A 20,320-nucleotide genomic window follows, 5' to 3' on the forward strand; every position below is an offset into this window, starting at 1 on the left:
TGCCGCTAAAAAATGCTTCACAGTGATGCCTTTTAGGGTTTACCTCACGGACATTCATGCGGCGTTCGAAACCCGACGCGTCGCAACGCCGACCCGATTCGTCCCCCCGATTCACGCAAACTTTAACGGTTCTACGGATTTCAGGCCGAAAAACCAGATTTTCGCGATGGTTGGACTTTCAACAAAATCTGTCGTTTTGTTAAAGCCGTGGTGCATTTTCTTTTCCGCACAGGCTTTCCGATCATGCGACGAAACAATCCAAGACGTTTGGGGACAGCCCCGATGACCACATTGACCCGCGTGCTGCTGACCGCCGGGGCCTTGCTGGTCATGGCGGGCTGCCGCAACACGACCAGTACGCCCGTCTCGCCGCTCGGCGGCTCGTCGCTGCTCTCACCGCTGTCGCCTGTTCAAGGCACCGCAACGCTGTCTCCGATCCAGCCGACCTCGGGCATCGGAACGTTTGGAGCGCCCACCCGCGTGCCCCCTCCGCCAACCGGATCCTACCGCTCGCCGGGCAACTACGGCGCACCCTCCACTTATGGAGCCCCAACGGGCAACTACGCCCCCAGCGGATCCGTCCCCAACGGTTCATCACCTTCCGGTGCCACCCTGGGCTCCAACGGAATGACGCGTGGGCTGACCGACCTGAGTGCACCCGGTGCCTACACCGGCGGGACGGGATTCGACAGTGGCGTCCGCCAAACCGGTTGGATCGGCGACGCATCGCCAGGCAACAGCGGTTTCGGAAACGGAGTCGATCCGCGACTGTCACCGGCAAACCAGACAACCCCGGCGGTCGATCCGGCGGCCAGCCCTCGTGCGGGCGGGATGCAGGTGATCGACCTGACGCATGCTCCTTACCCGCCCGGCTATGTTCCTCCGCAGAACCGCTCCGGTGCCGGAGCATTCCCCACGTCAGCACCCTATCCGCAGACGGCCCCCCAGACACCGAGCACCCCGTTTCAAAACAGCCAACCGGGCTTCGGCCAGCCGACCAACTCGACCTTCGCCCGAACGGCGAACGGCTTTTCGGACGCGACCCATTTTGGCGACCACTCGAACGTGCAAACCGCCGGCCGGCCCAACAGCGCCCCCCTGCCGTCGACCGAACCCTTTCCGACCACGAGCAACAGTGGCGACAGCGACCTGCAATGGCGGCGTCCCTCGCCGCGGTTCTAACGCCGTCTTCGGATCGCCACGGCCGTACCGACCAACATCAACAACCCGGTTGAACTGGGCTCTGGGATCGCGCTGACCAAGTTGACCGTCAGCGAGTATCCCGTTGATGAGTCCGTTTGCTGGATATAAATCGTGTAGTCGCCGCTGGGCAACGGGGTGGTGTACCCGGCGCCGACAACGTTGGCCGCGCGCGGCAGGAGATCCCGCCCCACATCCGGATTGGTCGGCCCTCCACCGCCAAACACAGTGCCGCCGATGAAGGCATCTTCGGGAAAGGCCGGATTTGCATTATTGATCTCGTCCAGTCCGAAACTGTCGTACGGGAACGTGTCGGAGTCGTCGATGGCAAGGAATGCCGCGTTGTCTTTGTTGGGGCTGCTATCGCGATAGTCGGTGAGAATCAGCGAATCCCAGACGGCACCGTCAGGAACAACGAAACGAAACACATCGGTGTTGGCCGGGAAGTCGCGAGCATTGGCGACGTCCCCGATCACCGTGTTTTCGCCCAACGTGAAATTCAATACGGTCGGTGCAAAATTGTCGTTGGAAAGCTCACCGTGGATCGCTTCGTCATGGACGATCGCCGCGTTGGACGGTCGCGAGTCGACGACGACGCAGCCGAGCGACACGGCAGCGGCGAAGAGAACGGGAAAAGGCCGACGGAAGCAAACGTACATTTCGGTATCCAAGTAGCGAGGCCGGAATCATCCCTGCAGGATACTTGTCACCCTTTCGGCGATCCAGGATTAGCGCTCTGAAATCACTCAGAACCGCTGTTTCAGTCGACTTCAGCCCCCTTGTTCGGGGCAAGCGTAGCGAATCTTGTGATCGCCCCCGAGCAGCCAGATCTTTCAGACGATCCACGGCCCCAAAAATTGAGCGGCGTCGGCGGCGCTCTAACGCTCGGCCGTCACGATCAGCCCGATGACTTCGCGACCGCGTTCCATTCGTAGCGTGCCGGTTTTGATTCGGACCACTGACAGCCGGGCATCGCCAAGCGTTTCTTGCACGTATGATTCGGCGTGACGATAGCGTCCGTTGGGCTGAAGCTGGTACGGCAGGGGGTCGGCCGGTGCGTCGTCAGCGTTGTGCTCCTCCGCCAAGTCTCGTTCGACCGTAAAGACCAACTTCCCGTTCGGCTTCAGGCACTTGTAAAACCCGGACAAGACATCGTCCAACGCCCCAAAGTAGCACAGCGTGTCACCGCAAACGATCAAGTCAAAAGGGCCGGCGCCGGACATCAGAAACTGCGTCAACTCACGCTCGTAAAGCTCGTCGTACGTGTTCCGCTTCTTGGCTTCTTGCAACATGTCGTCGGACAGATCGACGCCGACCAGATGCCGGGCCAACGGTCGCAACGCCTCGGCACACAAACCGGTGCCGCATCCGGCATCCAACACGTCCAGGTCACTGCCATCGATTCCGATCGACTCGATCGCTTGGGCCACCAATTCCGGCACCCGGTACTGGATTCGTCGCAGTTGTTTCTCATAGGACCTGGCAAAGTTCTCGTCGAAGGTCTCGCGCACGTAATCGTCGTCACATCGCTCGGGCGCCCCTTCGCCGGTGATCGAAGCGACCATGTGTCGCGCGACGGCGTTGTCGGGATCATGTTCCAACCACGCCCTCCACACCTCCAACGCTTCGTCATAACGGGTGACGTCGGAGAGCGCGCGGCCGAGGTTTTCTCGCGCGCTGGCGAAATCCGGATCCAACTCGATCGCCCGCCGAAACGCTTCGATCGAATCGTTGTACTCCCCCGCATCTTGCAACACGTTGGCCAAGTTGTAGTGAACGATACTCTCGTCGGGAAACTGGTTTCCGAGCTCTCGAAAATGATCGACCGCGGCGGTGGTTTCACCGAGGTCAACCAGACAGTTGCCCAAGTTGTTTTGGGCTTCGAGAAATTCAGGTTGGATCGCCACCGCGGCGCGATACGCTTGCACCGCTCCGTCACGGTCCATCAGGTTTTGACACGCCAGGCCGAGGTTGTAGTGATAGATCGCGACATCGTCGCGGAGTTGAATCGCTTTCTGAAAGCACTCCGTCGCCTCGGCCAATTCGTTCTGCTGAGCGTACACGATTCCCGACAGATGCCAGACTTTGGCGTTGTCGGGATCGGTTGCCCGCAAGCGATTGCAAATGCTTTCCGCCTCCGTGAAATCACCCTGTCCCAAGGACTCAATTGCCGACGCCAAAGACGGTTCCAATGTTGTCACAGCAAAACTCACTTGACGGTGTAGTCGATCTGGCTTCAGACGTCAGTGTAGCAAAGCTTTCGCCGACAGGGGGGGGAACCTCGCACCAGGGTGTCATTGATTCGCGGCAGGGCGCGCGCCCTGCGGTCTTTCACGGTGTTTTTGAAACGCAACCGGACGGCTCGCGCCGTTCCGCTAACACGTTCCGTTTTGTCTGCCGCCCGATGGCCTGAGAAAAGAGGTTTGCGGCGTCTAATACGCGGTGTCCTGCTTCCAGACCACCAGCACGGTCCTGAACAAGATCTTCAGATCCAGCCACATCGACCAGCGTCGAATGTATTGGTGGTCCCACTGAATCCGCTGCTCCATCTTTTTGATCGTCTCGGTTTCGCCGCGGCACCCGTTGACCTGCGCCAACCCGGTGATGCCCGGCTTCACCTTGTGCCGCAGCATGTAGCCGCGAATCAATCCTCGATACTGTTCGTTGTGGGCGGTCGCGTGGGGCCGTGGGCCGACCAACGACATCGTGCCTTCGATCACATTGAACAGTTGCGGCAATTCGTCCAGACTGGATTTCCGCAAGATGCCGCCCAGTGGAGTGATGCGTGGATCGCCCTTGGTCGCCTGTTTGACGACCGGCCCGTTGTCGCACGTTCGCATCGAGCGAAACTTCCACACCAGAATCTCTTTCCCGTCCAAACCGTATCGTTTTTGCCGAAAGAAAACGGGGCCTTTGCTGGTCAGCTTGATTCCGATCGCGATCAACATCATGGGAATCGCCGCGACCAACAAGCCGGCCGACGCGATCGCCACGTCGGCGATACGCTTCAAGACGCCGTCGACGCCGAACAACGGGTTCTCGAACACGCTAACCGCGGGCAAGCCGCCCATGTTGGTCCAGCGAGAGTGCAGCAACTCGAACACGAAAAAATCGGGAACGATGTAGACCGAGACCGTCGAATCGCTGAGTTGGTCCAGCAGGTATCGGATGCGATCTTCGGCGCGCATCGGCAACGTCACCATCACGGTGTCGATCTGTCCGGCGCGACATTGATCGACCAATTCGCTCAAGTTTCCCGACAGGGTGGCCTCGTCGTGTGACTCGCCGCCGCGGCCGTCCGCGGCCAGCTTGTCCTTCATATCCGAAACGGACAACGAAGGACGGTCCTCGACGCGATCGTCAAAGAATCCGACCAGGTTAAAACCGAGTGCAGGTTCGGCGTCGATGTTCTGCGCCGTTTGTCGACCGAGCGTGTTGAGCCCGGCGATCGCCACCCGACGCGTCCCGTATCCCCGACGTTTGGCCGACTGTTGGACAATCCGCAACAGCATCCTGCAAAGCGCGACCGTCATCGGCGCCAGAATCGCCCAGGTGAACATCACGCTGCGGGCAAACACCTCGCCATAACGCGTCGCAAATCCGATCACCGTCAGTGACATGACCGTCATCACCCAAGTGATCATGATGGCGGTGATTTCATCGTCCGCGTTGCCACGGTCACGCGTCCGTGCCAGCCCGGTGATCTTGGACAGGATCAAGAAAATGATCACGGCCAGCAAGCCGAGCACGATTCCCGCATCATCCATCCAGCCTCGCGCCACGATTTTGACCGCATACAGCGACCCTAAAATGGAAAACGCATCAAGGGTCGGTTGCAGCAAATCCAACGGGTGGCGTTCACCCGCGATGGACGAGTGTTTGTCGAAAGAACGATCAGGCATGGGGAGCGCGGTCAGGACGGGGGCGGCGTATCGAATCGAGACCCGGTCGGAGTCTCGCCCGAAGCCTAGCTCGCTGCTGCGTCGTACCAATCCAGTCCCAGGTCCAACGACGTCGCTTGGTGCGTCAACGCGCCGCTGCTGATGCGTTCCACACCGGTCGCAGCGATGGCAGCGATCGTGTCGATCGTGACGTTCCCGGATACTTCCAATTCGACCTTGGGATTCAATTGATCGCGAAGCTCGACGGCGGCTCGAATGTCATCGACCGCAAAATTGTCGATCAAGACGATATCGGGGCCGGCCGGCAGTACGTCACGCAATTGATCCAACGTGTCGACTTCGATCTCGACGATCGACGGAGCCGTCATCCGCTGGACTTGGCCGCCACGCCACTTCAACGCTTTTTCGACCGCTTCCCGAGGCGACATCGGCTGACCAGCGGTACCACCGAGCTGCAAATGGTTGTCCTTGATCAGAAATCCGTCGTACAGCCCGCGACGATGATTGCGACCGCCGCCACAAACCACCGCATACTTTTCCAACAACCGCCAACCGGGCGTCGTTTTCCGGGTGTCATACACAGACGCCTTTGCCCCGGCGATCGCGTCGACATACGTTTTGGCTTGCGTCGCCACGCCGCATAGGCGGGACAGCAGATTCAAAATGGTCCGTTCACTGGTCAACAAGTCGCGGACATTCCCACGCAACCGCGCGATCGCTTGTCCGGGAACCAACGCGCTGCCGTCCTCCGAGAGCACTTCCAACTCCAGGTCGGCTTCGAACTCATCGACGATCCACGGCAAGATCGCCAACCCGGCACAGACGCCCGATTCCCGTGGCACGATCTCGCACCCGCCACGTTGCTCATCATCGACCATGCAAACACTGGTCCAGTCGACCGAGTCGCTGAGGTCCTCGGCGATCGCCAGCCGAACCAACAAGCGGGTGTCGTTCTCAAGGGACGAATCGGCGGTGACGGTAACGTAATCGGACATGGCGGTTCGGTGGGTGTTGGAAAAACGCTAGCAACATCTATTTCGCGAAAGTCGACGGCAGACCACTCCTGGCGTCTTGCGGCTCGCGCAACGATGCAAAAACATGAAGGCGGTGGCAGAAACTCTAACGCGACACAGTGACGGCGTCCAAGCAGGCGCCCGGGGACGCGTCCAGAAAGACGCCCAAAAAGGTGTACGCCGATGACCGCAGAAACCGACAGCAGTTTACCCTCGCTGCTTCATCCGACGATCCAGAACGCCGCCCGGACGCTGTCCTTCGTGGCAATCATCGCGATCGGCTGCGTGGCGTTGTGGTCCGGTTCAGCTTCCCAAGGTCGTCACCACGACGAGCCCCCCGTCACTCGGCAAACCTTCCAAGTCGATCTCAATTGCGCCGCCGAGCACGAACTGATGCTGTTGCCGGGCGTCGGACCACGGACCGCCGAGCGGATCTTGGAGGACCGCAAAACGAACGGGCCCTTTCTCTCGCTCGACGATCTTCAACGCGTGCCCGGGATCGGCCCCAAAACGATCCAAGAAATCGCACCGCACTGCCGCCCGATCGCCGCGGCAACCGTCCCGCAGCAGGAAACGCTAGTCGCCGAGCGATAGAATCGTTTTTCATCGCCACCCTCCTGGCAGGAGGGTCGAGCGAAGCGAGGGGAGGTCGAACGGTGAATCGCGGCGTTCACTGCATTCTTGATAGGCGACCCCAAGCAACAACGCAAACCCTCTCCTCGCTGCGCTCGATTCTCCCAGGGGGGTTCTTCCGCGAATTTAGTGGCTGCTCTCGGATACTCGGGGAAGGTTTTTTGAGGGATGACTGCGATGTCCGATGGTTCTGTTCGGTCTGATGGCAAAGCCAGCTGTAGCGGAGACGGGCTCTGCGGAGGAGCAACCCGCCTAGGAATCACCTGGTCTGCGATGCGGCGAAGGTGCTTCGTGCCCTCCACCGGCCCGCGTCGCCGGAGGGGCGTTTGACCGAGCGGTTGTCGTCCAACACTCATTCGGACATCGCAGCAATGCCTCAAAAAACCTGGGTCCTGAGTGATTAGCCACTAAAATCCGCGAAGAACCCCCAGGGGGAGAGTGACTCTTGAAATGCATCGGCAATTCATCTTCAGATCAGCTGCTTGGCCGCGTCGCACAACGCTTGCGCGTCGGTTTCCGACTCGGCTTCGGCGATCATCCGCACGATCGGTTCGGTGTTGCTGCCGCGGACCAACAACCAGCGATCGGGCCAGGCCAGGCGCAGCCCGTCGCTTTCGTCGGCGCTGGCATCCGAGTATTTCTGGCGAAGCTTTTGAAAAAGTTCGGGCAAGCCATCGGTCGACACCGCGGCTTTGTCTTTGCAAATCGCCAGTCTCGGCAAGGCATCGGCCAATTCCGCCAGCGACTTTCCGGTCGACGTCATCAGGTCCAAGACTTGCGCCATCGCGACAAAGCTATCGCGGACGTAACCGACACGCGGGTCGATCGGTCCGCCGTTGCCTTCGCCGCCATAGGTCGCCTTGCTCGCGATCATCTTGTCGGCGACGTTGGCCTCCCCGACGGCACTGCGATAGGCGGGAACCCCGGCCGCCGCGGCCAAGCGTTCGCTCATTCCGCTGGTCGCTCCGTTGATCACAATCGGACCGCGAGTGGCATCATCAGCCAGCGCGCGTTGAACACACAACGCCAACGTGTACTCTTCGCCGATGTAGCGTCCATCGCCATCGATCAACGCCAACCGATCGGCGTCGGGATCTTGGCAAAACCCCACCGCGCATCCCGATCGTGCGACCGTTTCGGCGACCCCGGCCAGATTCTCGGCGGTCGGCTCGGGGACATGTTCAAATTGGCCGTCGGGTGTCTCGCCCAATGCGGTCACACCGCAACCGAGCGCCGTCAACAGTCGCACGCCCAACAAGCCCCCGGCCCCGTGATTGCTGTCGATCAGCACGCGGTACTTTGCCGCCCGGATCGCATCGACGTCCACCGTCTTCAGCACCGCTTCCAAGTGGGGCGCGTGCGGGTCGGGTTCCGTTCGAGCGTCTCCGATTTGGTCGAACGGACACCAGGCGGCGGTCCCGTTGAGATACGCATCACGGATTCTCGCGCCGGTGACCGCGTCGAGCACCCGCCCATCGCCGCCGAACAGTTTGATGCCGTTGTACGGCGGCGGGTTATGGCTGGCCGAGATCTGGACGGCTCCGGCGGCACCTGTTTTCTTCACCAGCACACCGATGGTCGGCGTCGACGCCACATCGGCGTCGATCACATCGCGACCACACGCCCGCAGCGACGCGACGATCGCGTCCCGCAGCATCGGACCGCTGCCGCGGCCGTCTCGCCCGACGATGATGCTGCCGGCGGGCAATTCCGCCGCGAAGGCCGCCACAAAGCTGCCCGCGACCACGGGCGTCAATGTTTCGCCGACAATTCCGCGTAGTCCGCTGACACTGATGATCAAATTGCTCATCCAAAGGTTCCGATTGCGCTAGAGATTCGGGACAAGGCGCCGTTACCGCCCATGGCTCTTGACCGACCGGTCATTCGGACAACCGGTCGTTGCAAAGCACATCAAAAAACAAATAGAATCGCCAGCAACAGAATCGACAAGAAGACGTTTTTGCCTCTCCCCTTCAACTCAGGCACCCTCTTGATGAACGCTACCGATGCCCTGGCCGCCGCAAAACAAGCCTCGTCCGACGGAAAACTGAGCGAAACTGCCGTCGAGAACATCCAATGTTGGCTGACCGAGGATCGCTATGCACAGTACCGCGATCAGGTCGCCGCCGAGATCGCCCAGGAAAAGTGGCAAGCACTCGACGATGCGTTCTGGACCATTATCCCGTTCGGAACCGGCGGCCGCCGCGGCCGGATGTACCCGATCGGTTCCAACGCCATCAATGACCGAACGATCGGCGAAAGTGCCCAGGGACTGGCTGACTACGTCGTCGAGTACCACAAGGGCCAAAAAGACCTGTCCTGTGTGATCGCCTACGACACCCGGCACCAATCGCGACACTTCGCCGAGTTGTGTGCCGGCGTCATGGTCGCGGCGGGAATCAAAGTGTATTTCCTAGACGACTACCGTGCCACGCCGCAGCTGTCGTACGCGGTCCGCTACAAACAGTGCGATTGCGGCATCATGGTCACCGCCAGCCACAACCCGCCCAGCGACAATGCCGTCAAAGTCTATTGGTCCAGCGGTGCGCAAGTGCTGCCGCCGCACGACAAGGCGATCATCGATCGGGTGATGAGCTGCGAACAAATTCGCGTCGCGCCCTTCGACCAGGCACTGGCCGACGGCAAAGTCGAAATGATCACCCAAGAAATCGACGAGGCGTTCTTAAAAGTCACCTCCGAACAGGCATTCGAAGGATCGCGTGACGTTCGCATCCTGTACACGCCGCTGCACGGCGTCGGCGCCGAAGCCGTGATGCCGCTCTTGGCCGCCGACGGATTTTCCGACGTCGAAGTCTACGGACCGCACGCCGAAAAAAGCGGCGACTTTCCCAACGTCCCCGGACACGTTTCCAACCCCGAAAACAAAGCGGTCTTCGAAGCGCCGATCGAACACGCCAAAGCCAACGGATTCGATCTGATCCTGGCCACCGATCCCGACTGCGACCGATTGGGTGTCGCCGCCCCCAAGACCCTGGACACCGCGGGCGAATGGGGAACGTTCAATGGAAACCAAATCGGCGCCCTATTGGCCGACTACATCCTGGGCAAACGCAAAGAAGCGGGCACCCTGTCACCCGACCACTACGTCGTCAAGACACTGGTCACGACCGAACTGATCCGCAGCCTGTGCGACAGCTACGGCGTCAAATGCATCAGCGACCTGCTGGTCGGGTTCAAGTACATCGCCGAAGCCATGGACGCCAACGGCCCCGACAAGTTCATCTTCGGAACCGAAGAATCGCACGGCTACTTGGTCGGTCAGTATTGTCGTGACAAAGACGGCGCGGTCGCCTGCATGTTGCTCAGCGAACTGGCGGCCGAATTGAAACAACGCGGCGTGTCGATGCACGACCACTTGGCCGAACTGTATCGCACCCACGGACTGCACCAGGAATACCTGATCAACCTCGTGATGGAAGGCAGCGAGGGGATGGCCGCGATGCAACGGCTGATGAAGGCGTTCCGCGAAACCCCGCCAAAGTCGATGGCCGGACTCCCCGTCAGTCGCGTTCGCGATTACCTCAACGGCGTCGCCACCGACACCGCCACGGGAGAACAGTCGCCGCTGGAAGGTCCGGTCGGCAACCTGATCATCATGGACCTGGCCGAAGCAGGCAATTATGTGGCCGCACGCCCCAGCGGCACCGAACCGAAGATCAAACTCTACGTGTTCACCAAACTGGCCGCCGACGAATCGCAAGACCTGGAAGCCGCCGCAACCAAACTCGGCCAGCGACTCCAATCGCTGGAATCGGACATGCGAACCTTCGCGAAAGACAATAGCTGAGAGCTCACAACTCGTTCCCAGGCTCCGCCTTGGAACGCGAGGCCGGTGTGGCTCCTGCCACGCGCTGATGGCAGCCGGGAGGCGGGAGCCCAATGCCATCTACATTGACGCCAAGCGGGGTGTTTTTGTTAGCGGTAGGGCGCGAGCCCTCCGGTCTTTCACCGTGTTTTTGAAGCGTGACCGGACGGCTCGCGCCGTACCGCTAACACCTCTAGCAACGTAGGGCATGCCGTGCATGCCATACGTCACGCACAGCGTGACCTACCGCGCTACGGCAATTCCAACAGCCGCTTGGATTCCCTCAACAGAAACTCGGCGTCCATGAACGGCTCGTAGCTGATGTCTTGCCAGCGGACACGACCGGCCGAGTCGATCAAGAACGTGCCGTGCAAGGGCTGGTCTTCAAAATCGTCCCAGCAACGAAACGTCTTGAAGACTTGCTGCTCGCCATCGGAATACAAGGGCAACTCGAGCTTCTTGTCGAACGCTTTGATGCCCGTGATCAGGTCCTCGGTCGTCTCGGTGCTGATGCCGACCAGATCGATACCCGCCTTGCGAAACTGTTCCGCATGCGGTGAGAACGCGTGCAGTTGTTCGACGCAGTGCAAGCACCCGAAACCGAGATAAAAAATCAAGATTTTGGGGCGGTTGCCCAACTCGACGTCCGTGACGACGTCGCCCTCCGGCGTTTTCGCTTGCCATGATTCGGCCATGTAAGGCTGCCATCGAAACGGCCCCAACTCGTCCAGCGGGGGACGTGGACCGAGATCGCTTTCCGGTTCGGGCTTGTTTCTCCAGTCGCCCTCCGCTCCGGCCGCCTTCGCCACTTCTGACAGCTCGGCCAAGATCGGGGTGTCCAAATCCGCGTCGGCGGCGACGGTTCGCAGCGTTTCAAATTGTTTTTTGGCCTCGTCCTGTTTGCCATCCTTCCAGAGCAAATCAACCAACACCGCCAACGGCAGCACTTCCGACGGTCCCGACTTGACCGCCCGCTCGGCGGCTTTGATCCCGGCGGAGCGATCTCCCGCCAGCCCCAGCCACTGAGCCTCCATCGTCGCGTCCAGTTTTGCGGCCTTGAGATGTTTGTTGAACGTGGCCAGGTCCTTGCGTTTGGCCGCGGCTGCCGCTGCGACCCGTGCGATCACCGCTCGCAACGATTCCAACTCTTTCTTCAACTCCTTCGGATCGGCATCCTTCGACGTGTCCGCTTCGGGTGCGTCGCGATCGGCCACGTCCAGGAGACGGGTCTGCAATTCGAGTCGTTCGCGTTGCAATCGACGAAGCGTTTTTGCACCTTTGGATTTGTGCCCTGCCATGAATTGTGCCACGCCTAGCCATCCCAGTTCATCGCGCCGCGTCTCTTGGTGATCGGTCGGCAGCAACGAGGGACCGCCCATTTCGTCGATCAACTCCTGCCACAACCCGAAACGCGTCAACGTTTGGACCAGGCGTTGACGCCCATACTTGTGGCTGCCACGTTTCTCCAACGAGTTGTAGTTCGGATGCCGGGGCAATGACACAAGATTGCGTGACAAATCCAAGGCATCCTCGACGCGTCCGATGTGAATCAGATTGCGAACCAGCCATTCGTTGTTGTGGGCGAAGTTATGAATCTGGTCGGGCATCAATCGCGTGCGGATCATGTGCGAATGATCGACACGCGCAGATGCTTCTTGTTGCCAGGCGGCGTCGGAATAGCGTTTCAGCTTGGAATAGATGTGACCGGGCATGTGCCACATGTGCGCGATGCCTGGACTGGCCGGTCCGCACTGGGCAGCCGAAACGAGTGCGTTATCCGGGCGTGCCGAATCCCACAAGTGAATTCGATAGTGGTGGGCGGGATGCGCCGGATTGGCGGCAAAGATTTCACCCAGCAACGCTTCGACGGCATAGCGGCTGGTCAGTTTGACGCCGTAGCGGTCTCCCATCCAAAGCTGGACGACGAGAAACGCTTTGGCTTCGAGATCATCGGGATACTCGTGCAAGATCTTCTCTAGATCGGCGACGTAACGTTCCCCGCGTTTCTTCTTTTCTTCTTTCTCGCGATCCTTTTTGTCATCGCCCTTGTCCTGTTTGGGCAAGAAACGATCGAGCGCGTCGATGTAGAGTTTTTCTCGACTCGAGGTGTTCTTCGCGGATTTCGCTTTGGCCTCGTCGATAAACCCCCTCGCCCGGTCGTCGTTGTTGACATTGGCCATCGCCATCCCCCAGTAGGCGATCGCCAACTCCGGGTCCTCCTTGGCGGCTTGGCGGAACGAGCGTTCGGCTTCCAGGTACCAGAACCCGTGCAGCTGGGCGATCCCCTGCTCGATGAACCCTTGCGCCGCCTCGGACTTGGTTGAGGTGGGAAACTCGATCGCCGCCATCCCCGGCATCATCACCGCGGCTTGTCGGAGACCTTCGTTGAACGCTTCGCCGTGATAGCTGTGACCGGCGGCAACGGAATCGGTCGCCGGCGTGTCAGCGGCCTGAGTGATCGAAACAAGCGATCCGGCGAGCACCGCGACGCAAAAAACGCGAAAAACAATCATGGTCGGATGTGACCCAATGGAGGCGGGAAAGGTGGTGGGAGCCTGATTGTAATCGATCCGGCGGGGGGCGACAAAAGAGGCTTGATGGGCAGCGTGTGATGGTTCACGATGGAGCGCCGGGACCATTTTCACCAATCAACGAACCGATGACCGATTCGATCTCACAAGTGGCAGAGCGTGCGGGGCAGTTCTTTATGGGCAAATCACCGATCCATCAAGCCATGCTGCGCCTGACCAAGACGCTCGGCGAAATGCAAATCCCCTTTGCGATCGCCGGCGCGATGGCCGCCAACGCCCACGGTCACCGGCGAACGACGGCCGATATCGATATCCTGATTCGCGGCGAAGATTTGGAAAAGTTCAAACAGCAGTACATCGGTCGCGGCTGGGTCAACAAGTTCGAAGGCTCCAAGAACTTCCGCGATGCCGTGTGCGGCGTCGACATTGATGCGTTGATCGTCGGCGGTTATCCCGGCGATGGACTGCCCAAGCCGGTTTCGTTCCCCGAGCCGGAACGCGTCTCGGAAGTCAAGGAGGACGGAATCCCGTTCGTCTCCTTGAAGACGTTGCTGGAGCTGAAACTGGCCAGCGGCATGACGGCACCGCATCGGCCGAGAGACTTTGATGACGTGATCCAACTGGTCCGCGCCAACGGCTTGCCGAAAGACTTCGCCGAAAGACTGGAACCCTACGTCGCCGAAAAGTTCGGCGAGATGTGGCAAGCGGCACAAATCAGCGACGAGCATTAATCGGTAGGTGACGCTGTGCGTCACGGTCCGATGTGACGCACAGCGTCACCTACTCCGCGATGTCACCCACCCCGCGATCACTCGTATTTCCATTTCAAAATCCAGGGGTCGTCAAACTCCTTTTGCATCGCCTTCAGCTTGGCTTTGTACTTTTCCAAGACATCCGCGTGGCCGGGGCTGGTCGCCAGATTCGTCGATTCGTTCGGGTCGGTTCGCATGTCGTACAACTCAAACTCCGGTCGCTGCACGTAGCGGCCGACCGTCATCTGTCCGTACGGTGCGTCATCGCCCTTGGCCAATTGGGCTTGCCAGCTGCTGGCAGCCCACAGGTCCGATGCGAAGGGGTAGGGAAGCGGGTGGGCGATGTTCCAGATCAATTTGTAGTCGCTGTCGCGGACGACCCGCATCGGATAGTACATCTGAATTTCATGAAACGTGTGCGAGGCCATGATGGTTTCATGATGCGGCTTCGTCGGATCGGCCAACGCTGGCATCCATGATTTGCCGTGGTAGGAAACAAACGGCTTGTTTCCGTTTCGATTCTCCTTCAGCGCCTCGCCGCGTTCCTTCCAGAACTTGTTGGGATTGAGTGGATTCTTGGGGCCGTTGGTTTTGGCGTCCAATCCGCCGGCAAAATCGAGCAGGCTGGGGGTGATGTCGATGTGGCTGATCAGCGCTTGGGATTCGACACCGCGACGGGCTTGATAAGGATCGCGGACGACAAACGGCACTCGTAATCCGCCCTCGTAAACGGTCGTTTTCCCCCCGGCGAACGCCATCCCATGGTCACTGGTGAAGACGATCATGGTTTTGTCGAACAGGTCGGCCTCTTTCAAGATTTCGACCAATCTCGCCACCCCCGCGTCGATTCGAGAACAGGACTGGTAGTACTGCGCCAACTCTTCGCGCGTTTCAGGCGTATCGGGCAAAAACGGCGGTACGGTCACTTCGGCCGGATCAAAAAAGACTTCCTCGACACCGGGGAAGGATCCGCGATTCGGTTTGTTCCCGAACAGGTTCGGTTTCAGCTCTCGCCCGCTGGACTGATCCACCCCGCCGCCACGGTGGGGATCGGAGGTCGCAAAGTACAGAAAGAACGGCCGCTGGTCGTCACGATTGGTCAAGAATGCTTTTGAGGTCTCGGCCATCTCGACAGCATTTCGTGAATTCGCGTTGAGATAGGTTTCGAACTGATACACCGTCTCCGGAGCGACGTGGTACTTTCCGATCTGGCCGGTGCGATAGCCGGCGCGTTGCATCACGCGCGGCAGCGCGAGCGAAACGACGTCATGAAACGACGCGAATTTGTGGTAGTGATGTTGGTGCCCGAATTGTCCGTTGCGGTGATTGTGCAAACCGCTCATCACCACACTTCGGCTGGCGCTGCAAGACGCGGTGGTCGCAAACGCGTTTCGGAAAACGACGCCATCGGCGGCCAACGCGTCGATCGCCGGCGTTCTCGCAGACGCGTCACCGTAACAGCCGAGCGTCGGACTCTCATCGTCGGTGATGATAAAGATGACGTTCCGTTCGGCGGCGCGGCCAACCGTTGTCAACGAAAACCATGAAGTGCTGAGCAGGAGGAGGGAAAACGCTATTCGGGAAGACATCGCAGCTGTGCCGGGGCCGAGAAAGGAGGGAAAGAGATGGAAGGCTGGATATTCTAGTCGAATCCCAACCACCGAGCGCGCGGGGGCCGAGCCCTCTACTCGTTTCCGGGCTCCGCCCTACGCCGTGAACGATTTCTACTTTCCTGTGTTTTACGAGGTGTTAGCGGCAGGGCGCGAGCCCTCCGGTTCCGCATCTTTGCCGAAACACCGGAGGGCTTGCGCCCTGCCGCTAATAAATTGTTCACGGCGCAGGGCTCTGCCCGGGAACAAGGACGAAGGATTTTGGCGGTTTCAATTCCCTTGGGGGCTTCGCGGGATCAGCCGTTTGGCGCCAGCCTACGGGCCTTCCGTTGTTGACGAGGCCCGAACGCTTGCGCGAATCGGCTGATGTCAATTGTGTTATTGATACCCAACCGCTCCATGCTCATCGATGGTCCATCGCAGAATCGATTCGGCAGAATTTAGCGATGGCGAGAGACGGCGATTTTGCGCAGCCCAGGCGCTGCCTCTAGATCGCGAGGCGGAGCCTCGAACGACAGTGTGTTCCCAGGCGGAGCCTGGGAACAAGGGGAAGGGGATGCTCAAATGCCCATCTGCGCCAGCATGTCGGCGATCCGGCCGACGGTTTGGGTCAGCACGGGATGGGACTCCTGGAACGCATCGGTTTGCTCTTGCAACCGTTTGGCCAGTGTCGCCGAATCGACTTCCTGTTCGTCCAGGGTGCTGGAGATCTCCGTCACGGCACGACGAAGCCGCTCCGCCTCATCGGGCTCCAGGGTCTCTATCGACTCCAGCGCCGTATGGAGTTGTCGGAGGGCTTCTTCGAGTTCGTTTCGCATTGCAGAGCTGTTCTCGCCAAATCGCTTTCACAGGGGTGGGACACACCCGACATTAGACTATTCCGTCGACGCGTCTGCAAACTCCCCCAAGATATCCATCGTCGAGACAATTCCGACCAATCGACCGTTCTCATCCAGGACCGGCAGGTGGTGGATCTGGTCTTTCAGCATTCTTCGCACCGCTTTGATGATCGTCGCCTTGGCGTCCACCGTCGAGACCGATTCGCTCATGAACGATTGCACCGACTCACTGCCCATGCTGTGGATCAGTTTTTCGACCAGAAAACGTTGGCTGGCCGGATCGGCATGATCCAGTTCGTAGACGTCGTCATCGACATCGCGGGTCATGTCGACCAAATCCGACGTCGACAGAATGCCGACACAGTGATCATCGTTGTCAACGACAGGAAGCGTGGAGACGCGGTTTTCTTCCATCAAGATCAACGCTTCATGAATGGTCCCTGCCGCGTTGATCGTGACGACATCACGGTTCATAATGTCTTTGATCGGCCGGGTATAAACATCTTGTTGGGCAACCATCGTTGAGTCCCTTGTGAAAAAAATCGTCGGCGAGTGCAGAAACTGTTATACCGATCGTTTTCCGCACATGCTGTGCCAGCAAGAACAAAAAATGAAAGTCCGACGATCACCGCACAGAAACGTGCGTCTGCGTCACAGAGTGTGCGTCCCAATTCAACGCTTCTGCCACCGCGAGCGGCTGTGACACACTCAAGCGACCGGAACCACGATTCGTGCGGCGATCCCGTGGATATCCTGCATGATCAACCGGGTTGCCTGCGGATCGGCCGACTCGGCGAATCGCTCCATCGCTAACGTCGGTGTACTGAACTGCGGCAGCCCCAGCGAACCGCTGGTCCCGCGAAGCCAGTGTGCCAGCGACGCCAGGTCGTCCCATTGCTGCTGATCGATGGCAGCATCCATGTCCAACAGCTTTCCGTCCAATCGCTGCAGGAAATCGATCACGATCTCGCGGTACTCCGGGTCATCCATCGGCAGCGTAGAGTGGATCGGCTGCTCGGGGTGATCTGGTGACTCGCTTGCAAGACTTGGCGTCGAAACGGCGCCTGCGGAAACGTCTTGCGGCGGCAGCTCTTGCCGGCGTGTCTCACGACTCGTCTCGATTGCCTGAAGTGGTGAATCGGCGACGTCACCGGGCAGGTCGATCCGTGAGGCGAGGTCGTGCAGTCGTTTCAGCGGCTGCCGACAGGCGGCGGCATTCCCGGCCTTGGCGTGCCGCTCAAGGGCATAGGCGGGATCGACGAACTGCTCAAAGCCCGCACTTCCGCTGACGCCTTTGAGCCAGTGTGATTCAGCGGCCAGGGCATCGAAGTCACAAGCATCGAGCAGCTGATCGAGCTGGGGCAAGCGCGAACGCAATGCGTCGACAAAGTCCTGAGCAATTTCCAAGAAGTCGGGATCATCCAATGGATAACTGCACGTGATTCTCCCTTCATCCTCGGCGGCTGTCTCAACCGGCGGGTCGCTCGCATCGCTCTCCGTTGACGGCACGGCCTGGGACTCGTCGGCCTGAGTGGTCACTGTGTCCGGTTTGTCTCCGAGTTCCTCGGCCAAGGTTTCGAGCAGATGATCGATTTTGATCGGCTTGGATAAGAACCCGCTGCAGCCCGCATCGAAGCACTTTTCCTGATCGCCCTGCATCGCGTTGGCGGTCAAGGCAAAAATCGGTTTGCTATACCCGGAGGAACGCAACTGGCGTGTCGCGGTGTAACCGTCCATCACCGGCATCTGCATGTCCATCAGGATGATGTCGAATGATTGTCCGTTCGTCGCGTCGATGGCCTGCTGGCCGTTTTCCACCGCGACAACTTCGGCGCCGGCTTGGCCGAGCACCAGCTGCAACAGTTTGCGGTTGGGAGAACCGTCGTCGGCGACCAGGATCTTACACGGCGGCAACTGCCGCACCTTGGCTTTGCCCGGCGCTGATTCCTCTTCGGCCTCGGCCTGGTCGGAGGGGTCGATCAGTTCCAGTTCGTCGGCGCTTCCGATCGTGATTCGAATCGTAAAGGTGGTCCCTTCGCCCGGTGTGCTGACGAGTGAAATATCGCCGCCCATCGCCTCGGCGAGTTGTTTGCTGATCGCCAACCCGAGGCCGGTGCCGCCGAACCGCCGAGTGATCGACGTGTCCGCTTGGGCGAACGGTTCAAACACCTTGGCTTGGGCTTCGGGTGAAATCCCGATCCCGGTATCGGTGACGTCGATGGCCAAGACCAGGTTTTTGTCGCTTCGTCGCTTGGACGCGTCTTGATCGATCCGCGCGACGATTTCAACACCGCCATGGTCGGTAAACTTGATCGCGTTGCCGGCGAGGTTCATGATCGCTTGCCGCAGGCGAACCGAGTCGCCCTGCATCGTTTTGGGCAGCGGACCTTCATTGCGAAACTTCAACGAGATGCCTTTCTCGTCGGCCTTGCTGTGGAGCAAGGAAACGACTTCTTTGATCAATTTGTACGGCGAGCAGGGGCCGATTTCCAGTTCCATCTGCCCGGATTCGACCTTGGACAAATCCAAGATGTCGTTAATCAACGCGAGCAGGTGTTCGCCGCTGCCATGGATCGTGTCCAGGTATTCCTGGCGATCGGTGACGGACGTGTCGAACCCGCGACGCAGCACATCGGTGTAGCCCAGGATGGCATTCATCGGCGTTCGGATTTCGTGACTCATGCGTGCCAAAAATTCACTCTTGGCGCGGTTGGCATCGTCGGCGGCGCGTTTGGCGACGGTCAGATCGCGTTTGGTTTCTTCCAATTGGGTCACGTCATCGAAACTGACCAGCACGCCGCGACACTTGCCTTCGCTGCCCTGCACGGGCGAGGCGTTTGCGATCAGCGTCCGAGACGGTTGTCCGGGTTGCTTCAGCTCGATCATGCCCCCCGAAACCACCGCTTCGGAGGTCACCGCTTCGTGCCACGGCGATCCTTCCAGGTGATCCAGGTTCCATGGCAACTCGTCCGCTTTTTTGCCCAACAGCTTGTCGGCCTCGCTGCCGACCCAATCGGCGAAGGACTGATTGGCCAAGACGACTCGTCCCTGTCGATCCAACACGAGCAGGCCTTCGGCGAGATTGTCGAGTGCCGTTCGCACACGCTTGGGAACCGTTTTGGAGGGATCCAAGTGGGCCAGCATTTTTTTTAAGTAGAGCTGAAACAACAGAAAGCTCGCCAGGCAGACAAATCCGGTCAGCAGCATCCAAGAGTCGGTCAACGTTGCCATCCAACTGTCGTCATGCAACGAACGGAAACACAACTCCACCGCTCCCCAGCGGTCCTTGCCGCTGCGAATCGGAACCCGCACGTGCGTGTCGGTCGACCGATTCGATTCATCCTTCGGCCAGACCGCTTCGTGTTGACCGAACACCGACACCAAATCTCCGTTGCCCCGGCGAACGCCTGCGGAGATGACGTCATCGTTTCGCTCGACCACCGCCTCCAGCAGTTGGTCCAAGCGACGGGTTTCGCCGTAGGAGATGTATTCCGAACTGGTCAGCGCGATCGTTTCGCAAAGATTACCGCGCCCTTCACGAATCGCCGACTCGCGTTCCGGCACCAGTCCCAGCATCATCGCTCCGGACAGCACCGAAAGCAGCATGCAGACCAACCCGAGCGAGATACGCGTTTTGGCGTTGAGTCTCAAAAAATTCATATAACGGTTTCCCCGAAGCCCGTTGACTGGAGCACCGTCTGGTCCTCCGTCTCAATCGGTCCGTTGTTCTCGCGTTCTTTTTTGGTCTTGTCCAACATTTCTTCTAACGAGTCATCGTCCGTGTCGTCGTCATCGTCCAATTCACTCAGGACAAGCAGTGGGTCGACAAAACTCCAGGCCGGTAAATGAGCCAATAAGCTGGTCGCCAACAAGCCACCACGAACGGTCCACATCACGTAGCCGACCGAAAGTGCACCGGAGAAATCCGCGAACGTCCCTGCAAAGTCGTACGGCGCGATATCCGATTGTTTGATATCGTCCTGCAGATTCTCCATGTCGCCCCAAAGTAGCTTG

At 59.5% G+C, this 20,320-nt stretch carries 15 protein-coding genes; 4 read left to right on the top strand and 11 right to left on the bottom strand.

What is annotated here, in order from left to right; all coding sequences use genetic code 11:
• The first annotated feature begins 282 nt into the window (after window positions 1-282).
• Window positions 283-1,182: a hypothetical protein gene (locus NZK35_RS17225; protein ID WP_259633775.1), complete on the top strand. Its 900-nt coding sequence runs from the start codon at window positions 283-285 to the stop codon at window positions 1,180-1,182.
• On the opposite strand, the gene NZK35_RS17230 is transcribed toward NZK35_RS17225, so the two are convergent.
• The 4 genes from NZK35_RS17230 to nadC all read right to left on the bottom strand — a co-directional run bounded on the left by NZK35_RS17230 (window position 1,179) and on the right by nadC (window position 6,097).
• Complete coding sequence (locus NZK35_RS17230; RefSeq protein ID WP_259633776.1) at window positions 1,179-1,859, bottom strand: PEP-CTERM sorting domain-containing protein; 681 nt, start codon at window positions 1,857-1,859, stop codon at window positions 1,179-1,181. The genes NZK35_RS17225 and NZK35_RS17230 overlap by 4 nt on opposite strands.
• Window positions 1,860-2,078: 219 nt before the next feature.
• The gene (locus NZK35_RS17235) at window positions 2,079-3,401 is read right to left on the bottom strand and encodes a tetratricopeptide repeat protein (protein WP_259633777.1); all 1,323 of its coding nucleotides are present in this window, start codon (window positions 3,399-3,401) and stop codon (window positions 2,079-2,081) included.
• Between the two features lie 231 nt (window positions 3,402-3,632).
• Window positions 3,633-5,102, bottom strand: coding sequence for an undecaprenyl-phosphate glucose phosphotransferase (locus NZK35_RS17240; protein ID WP_259633778.1), 1,470 nt, complete (start codon window positions 5,100-5,102; stop codon window positions 3,633-3,635).
• A 65-nt stretch (window positions 5,103-5,167) separates the two neighbouring features.
• Window positions 5,168-6,097 carry a carboxylating nicotinate-nucleotide diphosphorylase gene (gene nadC / locus NZK35_RS17245; RefSeq protein WP_259633779.1) on the bottom strand — a complete coding sequence of 310 codons (930 nt, stop codon included), beginning with the start codon at window positions 6,095-6,097 and terminating at the stop codon, window positions 5,168-5,170.
• Between the two features lie 201 nt (window positions 6,098-6,298).
• On the opposite strand from nadC, the gene NZK35_RS17250 reads away from it, so the two are divergent.
• Entirely contained in the window at window positions 6,299-6,709 is a 411-nt protein-coding gene (locus NZK35_RS17250; protein ID WP_259633780.1) for a ComEA family DNA-binding protein, read from the top strand.
• Between the two features lie 508 nt (window positions 6,710-7,217).
• Here NZK35_RS17250 and glmM read toward each other — a convergent pair.
• Window positions 7,218-8,558 (bottom strand): phosphoglucosamine mutase, encoded by a 1,341-nt coding sequence (glmM, locus tag NZK35_RS17255; RefSeq protein ID WP_259633781.1) that lies wholly within the window; start codon window positions 8,556-8,558, stop codon window positions 7,218-7,220.
• A gap of 183 nt (window positions 8,559-8,741) precedes the next feature.
• Between glmM and NZK35_RS17260 the strand changes: the two genes are divergently transcribed.
• Window positions 8,742-10,556 (top strand): phospho-sugar mutase, encoded by a 1,815-nt coding sequence (locus NZK35_RS17260; protein WP_259633782.1) that lies wholly within the window; start codon window positions 8,742-8,744, stop codon window positions 10,554-10,556.
• 269 nt (window positions 10,557-10,825) lie between these two features.
• On the opposite strand, the gene NZK35_RS17265 is transcribed toward NZK35_RS17260, so the two are convergent.
• The gene (locus NZK35_RS17265; protein ID WP_259633783.1) at window positions 10,826-13,087 is read right to left on the bottom strand and encodes a peroxiredoxin family protein; all 2,262 of its coding nucleotides are present in this window, start codon (window positions 13,085-13,087) and stop codon (window positions 10,826-10,828) included.
• A 146-nt stretch (window positions 13,088-13,233) separates the two neighbouring features.
• On the opposite strand from NZK35_RS17265, the gene NZK35_RS17270 reads away from it, so the two are divergent.
• Window positions 13,234-13,836, top strand: a complete 603-nt coding sequence (locus NZK35_RS17270) for a hypothetical protein (protein ID WP_259633784.1) — start codon at window positions 13,234-13,236, stop codon at window positions 13,834-13,836.
• A 77-nt stretch (window positions 13,837-13,913) separates the two neighbouring features.
• On the opposite strand, the gene NZK35_RS17275 is transcribed toward NZK35_RS17270, so the two are convergent.
• The 5 genes from NZK35_RS17275 to NZK35_RS17295 all read right to left on the bottom strand — a co-directional run bounded on the left by NZK35_RS17275 (window position 13,914) and on the right by NZK35_RS17295 (window position 20,301).
• Entirely contained in the window at window positions 13,914-15,446 is a 1,533-nt protein-coding gene (locus NZK35_RS17275; RefSeq protein ID WP_259633785.1) for a sulfatase family protein, read from the bottom strand.
• Window positions 15,447-16,027: 581 nt separating this feature from the next.
• Window positions 16,028-16,285, bottom strand: a complete 258-nt coding sequence (locus NZK35_RS17280; protein ID WP_259633786.1) for a DUF4404 family protein — start codon at window positions 16,283-16,285, stop codon at window positions 16,028-16,030.
• 57 nt (window positions 16,286-16,342) lie between these two features.
• Window positions 16,343-16,825 carry a CBS domain-containing protein gene (locus NZK35_RS17285; RefSeq protein WP_145218093.1) on the bottom strand — a complete coding sequence of 161 codons (483 nt, stop codon included), beginning with the start codon at window positions 16,823-16,825 and terminating at the stop codon, window positions 16,343-16,345.
• Between the two features lie 189 nt (window positions 16,826-17,014).
• A complete protein-coding gene (locus NZK35_RS17290) occupies window positions 17,015-19,966 on the bottom strand; it encodes an ATP-binding protein (protein WP_259633787.1) in 2,952 nt (983 codons plus the stop codon).
• On the bottom strand, window positions 19,963-20,301 hold the full coding sequence (locus tag NZK35_RS17295) for a hypothetical protein (protein WP_259633788.1): 339 nt from the start codon (window positions 20,299-20,301) through the stop codon (window positions 19,963-19,965). The genes NZK35_RS17290 and NZK35_RS17295 overlap by 4 nt, the downstream gene beginning before the upstream one ends.
• Window positions 20,302-20,320: the final 19 nt, after the last annotated feature.

Origin of the sequence: Stieleria sedimenti (assembly GCF_025060895.1) — a bacterium.
Taxonomy (GTDB): domain Bacteria; phylum Planctomycetota; class Planctomycetia; order Pirellulales; family Pirellulaceae; genus Stieleria; species Stieleria sedimenti.